At 74.2% G+C, this 9044-nt stretch carries 4 protein-coding genes; all 4 read left to right on the forward strand.

Annotation, left to right across the window (positions count from 1 at the left end; translation table 11 throughout):
• Positions 1 to 3560 (forward strand): SDR family NAD(P)-dependent oxidoreductase (locus IG74_RS0143195; protein ID WP_030688998.1); only part of this gene is annotated, 3560 nt, incomplete at its 5' end.
• Between the two features lie 91 nt (positions 3561 to 3651).
• Positions 3652 to 7728, forward strand: coding sequence for a type I polyketide synthase (locus tag IG74_RS46940; protein ID WP_078869601.1), 4077 nt, complete (start codon positions 3652 to 3654; stop codon positions 7726 to 7728).
• Entirely contained in the window at positions 7728 to 8519 is a 792-nt protein-coding gene (locus tag IG74_RS53930; RefSeq protein ID WP_234334659.1) for a zinc-binding dehydrogenase, read from the forward strand. Before IG74_RS46940 ends, IG74_RS53930 begins: the two co-directional genes overlap by 1 nt.
• A partial coding sequence (locus tag IG74_RS53935; RefSeq protein ID WP_234334660.1) for an SDR family NAD(P)-dependent oxidoreductase occupies positions 8513 to 9044 on the forward strand: 532 nt, incomplete at its 3' end. The genes IG74_RS53930 and IG74_RS53935, both read left to right, overlap by 7 nt.

Consider the following 9044-nt stretch of genomic DNA (forward strand, 5'->3'; position numbering starts at 1 on the left):
GTGAGCTGGCTGCCGCGTACGTGGCCGGGCTCTGGTCTCTCGAAGACGCGGCTCAACTGGTCGCCGCTCGCGGCCGGTTGATGCAGGCGCTGCCCGAGGATGGGGCGATGCTGGCCGCGCAGATCGCGGAGGCTGACGTCCTGCCGCTGCTGGCGGGCGTCTCGGACCGCGTGGGTGTGGCGGCCGTGAACGGGCCCGCGCAGATCGTGCTCTCCGGCGAGCGCGCAGCTCTCGAAGGCTTGGAGGAGGTGCTGCGCGGTCAGGGCCGCAAGGTGAAGTGGCTGAAGGTGTCGCACGCCTTCCACTCGCCGCTCATGGACCCCGTCCTGGGCGACTTCCGGCGCGTGGCACAGCAGCTGACGTACCAGGACGTGACGCTCCCGGTGGTCTCCAACCTCACCGGCGAGCTGGCGGACACCGCCGAACTGAAGGACCCGGAGTACTGGGTCCGCCACGTACGCGAGGCCGTGCGCTTCCACGACGGTCTGAACGCCCTCACCGGGTACGGCGTCTCCACGCTCCTGGAACTGGGCCCGGACGCCGTCCTCACCGCGATGGCGCACGACACACTCATCGAACCCGCCGCGCAGAAGGGCCTGATCGCCACCGTCCGCAAGGACCGCGTGGAGCCCGGTACGTTCCTCACCGCCCTCGCGCAGCTGCACGTACGCGGGGTCGAGGTCGACTGGACGCCGCTGTACGCCGGGACGCGTCGCCGTGTCGAGCTGCCCACCTACGCCTTCCAGCGCCGGCGCTACTGGCCGAGCGCGGCCGTGGGCTCGGCGGGCGACGTGTCGGCGACCGGACTGGTCGCGGCGGGGCACCCGCTCCTGGGCGCGGCGGTGCCGCTGGCCGACTCGGACGGCCACCTCTTCACCGGGCGGCTCTCGCTGCGCACCCACCCCTGGCTGGCGGATCACGCGGTGGCGGGCCGGGTGCTGCTGCCCGGTACGGCGTTCGTCGAGCTGGCCGTGCGGGCCGGTGACGAGGTCGGCTGCGGTGTCCTGGAGGAGCTGACCCTGGCATCCCCGCTGGTGCTGCCGGAGCGTGGGGCCGTACAGCTCCAGGTCGCCGTGGGCGCGAAGGACGCGGACGGGCGGCGCGCGGTCGTCCTGCACTCCCGCGAGGAGCGCGACGACTACGCGGCCGACGGCGGGTGGACCGCGCACGCCACCGGTGTGCTCGCCGACAGCGGGCTGCGGCAGCCGGAGTTCCGGCTCGCCGAGTGGCCGCCGCGCGACGCGGCCGAGGTCGATGTCGAGGGCCTCTACCAGCACTTGACGGGGCTGGGCTTCGCGTACGGGGAGGCCTTCCAGGGGCTGCGTGCCGCCTGGCGGCGCGGCGACGAGGTGTTCGCCGAGGTCGCGCTCCCGGAGGGGCAGGCCGACAGCGCGGAGGCCTTCCGGCTGCACCCCGCGCTCCTCGACGCGGCCCTGCACGTGCTCGGCCTCGGCGTGCTCCGGGACACCGGGGCCGAGGGCGAAGGCGCGCGGCTGCCGTTCGCCTGGAGCGGTGTCTCGCTGCACGCGACCGGGGCGACGACGCTGCGCGTCCGGCTCGCCCCCACGGGCGACGACGGCGTGTCCCTCGCCGTCGCGGACGGGCTCGGCGACCCGGTCGCCACCGTCGACTCGCTGGTGTTCCGGCCGGTCGCGGTGGACCGGCTCGGCGGCGGCGCGGCCGACGACTCGATGTTCCGAGTGGAGTGGCGCCCGCAGCCGCTGCCGTCCGCCGCCAGGCTCGCGCTGGCCTCCTACGAGGACCTCGGCGCGAGCGAGGAGCTTCCGGACGCCGTGGTGTGGCGGGCCGGTGGCACCGAGGGCGCGATGAGCCCGGAGACCGTGTCGGCACGCCTTGCCGAGGCGCTCGGCGTGGTGCAGGGCCTGCTGGCCGACGCGCGGTACGAGACGCTGCCGCTGGTGGTGGTGACGCGCGGCGCCGTCGCCGCCGGTGACGGCGTGGTGGACCCGGTCGGCGCGGCCGTGTGGGGTCTGGTGCGCTCGGCCCGCTCCGAACACCCGGGCCGGTTCGTCCTCGTGGACACCGACACCGACACCGACGCCGACACCGACGAGTCGGTCCTTGCTGCCGTACTCGCGTCGGGTGAGCCCGAGGTGGCGGTGCGGGGTACCGCGGCGTACGTGCCGCGCCTGTCCCGCGTCGCAACCACCGGAGGGAACGACACCCCCTGGGGCAAGGGCTCCGTCCTCGTGACGGGCGCGTTCGGCGGCCTGGGACGCCAGGTGGTGCGGCACCTGGCCGCGTACCACGGCGTACGCGACCTGCTGCTCGTCTCACGCCGCGGCCCGCAGGCCGCGGGAGCGGACGAACTGCGCGCCGAACTCGCCGAGTTCGGCACCCGCGTGACGGTCGCCGCGTGCGACGTGGCCGACCGGGACGCCCTGGCCCGGCTCCTCGACGACGAGGGCGCGGACGTCTCGGCGGTCGTGCACGTCGCGGGCGTCCTCGACGACGGCGTCGTCACGTCCCTCACCCCGGAGCGCGTCGACACCGTGCTGCGCGCCAAGGTGAACGCGGCGCTCAACCTGCACGAGCTCACCGCGGGGCGCGACCTGTCCGCCTTCGTCCTGTTCTCCTCCGCCGCCGGGATCCTCGGCGGCGCGGGCCAGGCGAACTACGCGGCCGCCAACAGCTTCCTGGACGCCCTCGCGGCCTCCCGCCGCGCACAGGGCCTCCCGGCGACCTCGCTCGCCTGGGGCATGTGGGCCCAGGACAGCGCGATGACGGGCGGCCTCGCCGACGCCGACCTCCAGCGCATGGCCCGCGGCGGCGTCGCCCCGCTGTCCACGGAGGAGGGCCTGGCCCTCCTCGACGCGGCGGTCACCACGGCCGACGCGCCCGCCGCCCTCGTCCCCCTCCGCCTGGACGCGGCGTCCCTGCGGGCCGCGGCGGAGACCGACGCCGACGGCGTACCGGCGCTGCTGCGCGGCCTCGTCCGCACCCCGGCCCGGCGCGCCGCGGCGGGCGCGGCCGCGGCCGAACCGGCGGGCCAGGCACCCCTGCTCGCCCAGCTGGCGGGGCTCGACGCGGCCGAGCGCGACAAGGTGCTCACCGAACTGGTCTGCACGCACGTGGCGGCCGTCCTCGGCTACGAGTCCGCGGCGGCCGTGGAGGCCCACCGCGCCTTCCGGGAGCTGGGCTTCGACTCGCTCACCGCCGTCGAACTGCGCAACGCCGTGAACGGGGCCACCGGCCTGCGGCTGCCCGCCACGCTGATCTTCGACTACCCGACCCCGGCCGCCCTCGCGGCCCACCTCGCCACCGCGCTGCCGCTCGGCGACGGCGGGAACGGCGGCGGCCTCTCCGTGCTCGACGAGCTGGACCGCCTGGAGTCGGCCCTGCTCGCGACGGAAGCGGACAGCATCGCCCAATCGAAGATCACCATCCGGCTCCAGACCCTCCTGTCGCGCTGGAGCGCCCTCCAGGGCCAGGGCGCCAAGGCGGGCGGACCGGCGGACGACGACCTCGACCTGGACCTGGACGCGGTCTCGGACGAGGAACTCTTCGACGCGCTCGACGACGAGCTCGGCCTCACCTGACGTGCCCGAAGCAGCCGAAAGACCCGAAGTGAACCGTACGACCGGCGCGCTGAGCGCGGCCTTTATCAACACCACGAGGAGCTGACGAGAGATGTCGAACGAGGAGAAGCTTCGGGATTACCTCAAGCGGACGACATCCGACTTGCGTCAAGCTCGTCGCCGTCTGCGCGAGGTGGAGGAGCGGGACCAGGAGCCCATCGCGATCGTCGCGATGAGCTGCCGCTACCCCGGCGGCGTCCGCACCCCCGAGGAGCTGTGGCAGCTCGTCGCGCAGGGCACCGACGCGCTGACGCCGTTCCCCACCAACCGCGGCTGGGACGCCGACGCGCTCTACGACCCGGACCCCGACAACTCCGGTACGTCCTACGCCCGCGAGGGCGGCTTCCTGCACGAGGCCGACGAGTTCGACGCCTCGTTCTTCGGGATATCGCCGCGCGAGGCCCTGGCCACCGACCCGCAGCAGCGGCTCCTCCTGGAGACCTCGTGGGAGGTGTTCGAGCGGGCGGGCATCGACCCGGCCTCGCTGCGCGGCAGCCGCACCGGCGTCTTCGCGGGCGTCATGTACCACGACTACGCCTCGCGCCTGCACTCCGTGCCCGAGGACGTCGAGGGCTACCTCGGCACCGGCGCGTCCAGCAGCATCGTCTCCGGCCGGGTCGCCTACACCTTCGGCCTCGAAGGCCCCGCCGTCACCATCGACACGGCCTGCTCCTCGTCGCTCGTCGCCCTGCACCTGGCCGTCCAGGCGCTGCGCCAGGGCGAGTGCACCCTCGCCCTCGCGGGCGGCGTCACCGTGATGTTCACGCCGGGCACCTTCGTCGACTTCAGCAAGCAGCGCGGCCTCGCGGGCGACGGCCGCTGCAAGCCGTACGCCGACGCCGCCGACGGCACCGGCTGGGGCGAGGGCGCGGGCCTGCTCCTCCTGGAGCGTCTGTCGGACGCCCGCCGCAACGGCCACGAGGTCCTGGCCGTCGTCCGGGGCTCCGCAGTGAACCAGGACGGCGCCAGCAACGGCCTCACTGCCCCCAACGGCCCCTCCCAGCAGCGCGTCATCCTCCAGGCCCTCGCCAACGCCCACCTCGCGCCCGAGCAGATCGACGCCGTGGAGGGCCACGGCACGGGCACCACCCTCGGCGACCCCATCGAGGCGCAGGCCCTGCTCGCCACGTACGGCCAGGAGCGCTCCGGCGACCGGCCGCTGTGGCTGGGCTCCATCAAGTCCAACATCGGGCACACCCAGGCCGCGGCCGGTGTCGCGGGCGTCATGAAGATGGTCATGGCGATGCGCGAGGGCGTGCTGCCGCAGTCCCTGCACGTGGACCGGCCGAGCACGCACGTCGACTGGTCCGCGGGTGCGGTGGAACTGCTCACCGAGTCGCGGCCGTGGGACGAGCGCGAGGCCGGCACGCCCCGCCGCGCCGGTGTCTCCTCCTTCGGCGTGAGCGGCACCAACGCCCACGTCATCGTGGAGCAGGCACCGGTCGAGGAGACCACGGAGACCGTGGAGCCGGTCGCGCCGGTCACGGCCGTGCCGTGGCTGGTGTCCGCCCGGAGCGCGGAGGCGCTGCGGGCCCAGGCCGAGCGGCTGCGCGCGCACGTCACGGCCGACGCGGGCCTCGACGCCGTCGAGGTCGGCTGGTCGCTCCTGTCCAGCCGTGCCCTGCACGAGCACCGGGCGGTCGTCATCGGCCGCACCCGCGAGGACTTCCTGACCGGCCTGGAGTCACTGACCACCGGCGGCCCGGCGGCCGTCTCGGGCGCCGTCGCCGAAGGCCGCCTGGGCGTCGTCTTCACCGGCCAGGGAAGTCAGCGGCTCGGCATGGGCCGCGAGTTGTACGAGACGTTTCCGGTCTTCGCGGCGGCGCTGGACGAGGTGTGTGCCCATATAGATCCGTGGATAGAACGTTCGCTCCAGAGCGTGATGTATGGTCCGGACGCGGACCTCCTGGAGCAGACCGGCTACGCGCAGCCCGCTTTGTTCGCGATGGAAGTCGCCCTGTTCCGCCTCGCGGAGTCCTTCGGCGTACGTCCGGAGATCGTGGGCGGTCACTCGATCGGTGAGCTGGCCGCCGCGTACGTGGCCGGGCTGTGGTCCCTGGAGGACGCGGCCCGACTGGTCGCGGCCCGGGGCCGGTTGATGCAGGCGCTGCCCGAGGGCGGGGCGATGCTCGCTGTGCAGGCGGAGGAAGCGGACGTCCTGCCTCTGCTCGACGGCATCGCGGACCGCGTGGGCGTAGCCGCCGTGAACGGTCCGGCGCAGCTGGTGCTCTCCGGTGACCGCGTGGCGCTGGAGGGCCTGGAGCAGACCCTGCGCGGTGAAGGCCGCAAGGTGAAGTGGCTGAAGGTCTCCCACGCCTTCCACTCGCCGCTGATGGACCCGGCCCTGGAGGACTTCCGCGAGGTCGCCACGGGCCTCACCTACCAGGACCCGACGCTTCCGGTCGTCTCCAACCTCACCGGCGCGCTCGCGCGGCCCGCCGAGCTGAAGGACCCCGAGTACTGGGTGCGCCACATCCGCGAGGCCGTGCGCTTCCACGACGGCCTGAACGCCCTCACCGGCTTCGGTGCCTCCACCCTCCTCGAACTGGGCCCGGACTCCGTGCTCACGGCGATGGCGCACGACACGCTCACCGAGCCGGAGAGCCAGTCCGGCCTCGTCGCGGCCACCCGCAAGGACCGCCCCGAGGCCGACGCCTTCCTCACGGCGCTCGCCAAGCTGCACGTACGCGGCATCGCCGTCGACTGGGCGCCGCTGTACGCCCCGGTCGAGTCGCGCCACCGCGTCGGCCTGCCCACCTACGCCTTCCAGCGGCAGAGCTACTGGCTGCACGCCCCGGCGCTCACCGGCGACGTGACGTCGGCCGGGCTCGCCGCCGCGGACCACCCGCTGCTCGGCGCGGCCGTCGAGGTCGCCGGGAGCGAGGCGCGCCTGTTCACGAGCCTGCTGTCGGTCGACGCGCACGCCTGGCTCGGCGACCACGTCGTCGCCGGACGGACGCTGCTGCCCGGCACGGCCTTCGTCGAACTGGCCGTGCGGGCCGGTGACGAGGTCGGCTGCGACCTGCTCGAAGAGCTGATCCTGGAAGCCCCGCTCGTCCTGCCCGAGGACGGCGGCGTACAGCTCCAGCTGTGGGTGGAGGAGCCGGACGAGTCCGGACGCCGCACCTTCACGCTGCACTCGCGGCGTCAGAACGACGTGCCGGACGAGCCGTGGATCCGGCACGCGGCGGGCGTCCTCGCCGTCGCCGAACCCGGCCGCGCCGCGCGGCAGGACACCGATCTCGCGCAGTGGCCCCCGGCCGGTGCCACCGCCGTGGACACCGGCGAGCTCTACGCGGGCTTCGCCACCGCGGGCCTCGACTACGGCTCGGCCTTCCAGGGCGTACGCGCGGCCTGGCGGCGCGGCGACGAGGTCTTCGCGGAGGTCGCCCTGCCGGAGGCCGAGCGCGACGAGGCCGGTGGGTACGGCCTGCACCCGGCACTGCTCGACGCAGGCCTGCACGGCCTCGCCCTCACCGCCGTGGGCGCCGAAGGGGCGGGGGCGCGGCTTCCGTTCTCGTGGACAGGCGTCTCGCTGTACGCGAGCGGCGCCGCGACGCTGCGCGTCCGCCTCACGCCCGCCGAGTCCGGAGCGGTGACCCTGACCGCCGCGGACGAGACCGGCAAGCCCGTCGCCGCGGTGGACTCCCTCGTCCTGCGCGCCCTCGCGGCAGGCGAACTGGACGCCGCGTCCGGCGCCGACGACGACTCGCTGTTCCGGGTGGACTGGAGCGTGGTGTCCGCCCCTGCCGCGACGGCCGGTGCCACATATGCCGTGCTGGGCGCGGACGAGTTGGGCCTGCGGGAGGCGCTGGAGGGCGCCGGTGCGGCGGTGGCGGCGTACGCGGACGTGGCGGCGCTCGCCGCGGCGGTCGGCGGCGGGGCCACCGTCCCGGAGTCGGTGTTCGTGGCTTGCGTCGGCGAAGAGCACGACGGCGGTACGGCCGCTTCGGTGCGCGCCACCTTGAACGACGTCCTGACGGTGGCGGGGGAGTGGCTGTCCTTCGAGGGCGGCGAGGACTCCCGCCTGGTCGTGGTGACATCGGGTGCCGTGGGTGTGGGCGCTGGTGACGTGGTGTCCGCGGCCAGATCGCCGTACGCGGGGACGTGGTGTGGGCGCCGCGCCTGATGCGCGCCGCCGCGGGCGTCACGACCCTCGGCGTTCCGGCGGGCGAGGCCTGGCAGCTGGGTGTGACGGACCGGGGCACGCTGGAGAACCTCGCGCTGCTGCCGGTCGCCGAGGACGCCCCGGAGTGGGCCGGCAGGCCGCTTGGCGTGGGTGAGGTGCGTGTCGAGGTGCGCGCGGCGGGTGTCAACTTCCGTGACGCGCTGATCGCGTTGGGCATGTACCCGGGCGACGCGGTGATGGGCACCGAAGGCGCTGGTGTCGTCGTCGAGGTGGGCTCCGAAGTGAGCGGCCTCGCCGTCGGTGACCACGTCCTGGGCCTCATCGACGGTGGCTTCGGCCCGCTCGCCGTGGCCGACGCGCGCATGGTGGCGCGGATTCCGGAGGGCTGGTCCTTCGCTCAGGCGGCGTCGGTGCCGACGGTGTTCCTGACCGCGTACTACGCGCTGCGTGACCTGGCTGACCTCCAGGAGGGGCAGTCGCTGCTGGTGCACGCGGCGGCCGGTGGTGTGGGCATGGCGGCGGTGCAGCTGGCCCGGCACTTCGGCGCCGAGGTGTACGGCACGGCCAGCGCCGGGAAGTGGGGCGTCCTGCGGGACCTCGGCATCGAGGACAGCCACATCGCCTCCTCCCGCACCCTGGACTTCGAGGCGACCGTGCTCGCGGCCAGCGACGGCCGGGGTGTGGACGTCGTCCTCAACTCCCTGGCGAGGGAGTTCGTGGATGCTTCGCTGCGGTTGCTGCCGCGTGGCGGGCGTTTCGTGGAGATGGGCAAGACCGACGGGGTGTGCTGAAGCCGCTGCCGGTCAAGGCGTGGGACGTGCGCCGGGCGCCGGAGGCGTTCCGGTACCTGAGCCAGGCCCGGCACGTCGGCAAGGTCGTCCTGACCCTGCCGCCGGTGTTCAGGACCGAGGGGACCGTGCTCGTCACGGGTGCTCTGGGCGGTCTGGGCCGGGTGGTGGCCCGGCACCTGGCCGGTGAGCACGGCGTACGGGACTTGCTGCTGGTCTCGCGGCGTGGTGCCGACGCTCCTGGTGCGGATGAAGTGCGGGCCGAGCTGGAGGAGTTGGGTGCGCGGGTGCGGATCGCCGCGTGCGACGTCGCCGACCGGGACGCGCTGGCCGCCCTCCTGGACGAGGTGCGTGCCGAGCTGAGTGCCGTCGTGCACGTGGCGGGTGTCGTCGACGACGGCATCCTCACCTCCCTCACCGCGGAGCGGCTGGACACGGTGCTGCGTCCGAAGGTGGACGCGGCGGTGAATCTCCACGAGCTGACGGCGGGTCTGGACCTGTCGGCGTTCGTGCTGTTCTCGTCCGCTG

The sequence above is a fragment of the Streptomyces sp. NRRL B-1347 genome, from assembly GCF_000720325.1.
In the GTDB taxonomy this organism is placed as follows: Bacteria; Actinomycetota; Actinomycetes; order Streptomycetales; family Streptomycetaceae; genus Streptomyces.

Coding starts and splice junctions, on each gene's coding strand:
- IG74_RS46940 (WP_078869601.1), top strand. CDS start 3,652: ATGTCGAACGAGGAGAAGCTTCGGGATTACCTCAAGCGGACGACATCC.
- IG74_RS53930 (WP_234334659.1), top strand. CDS start 7,728: ATGCGCGCCGCCGCGGGCGTCACGACCCTCGGCGTTCCGGCGGGCGAG.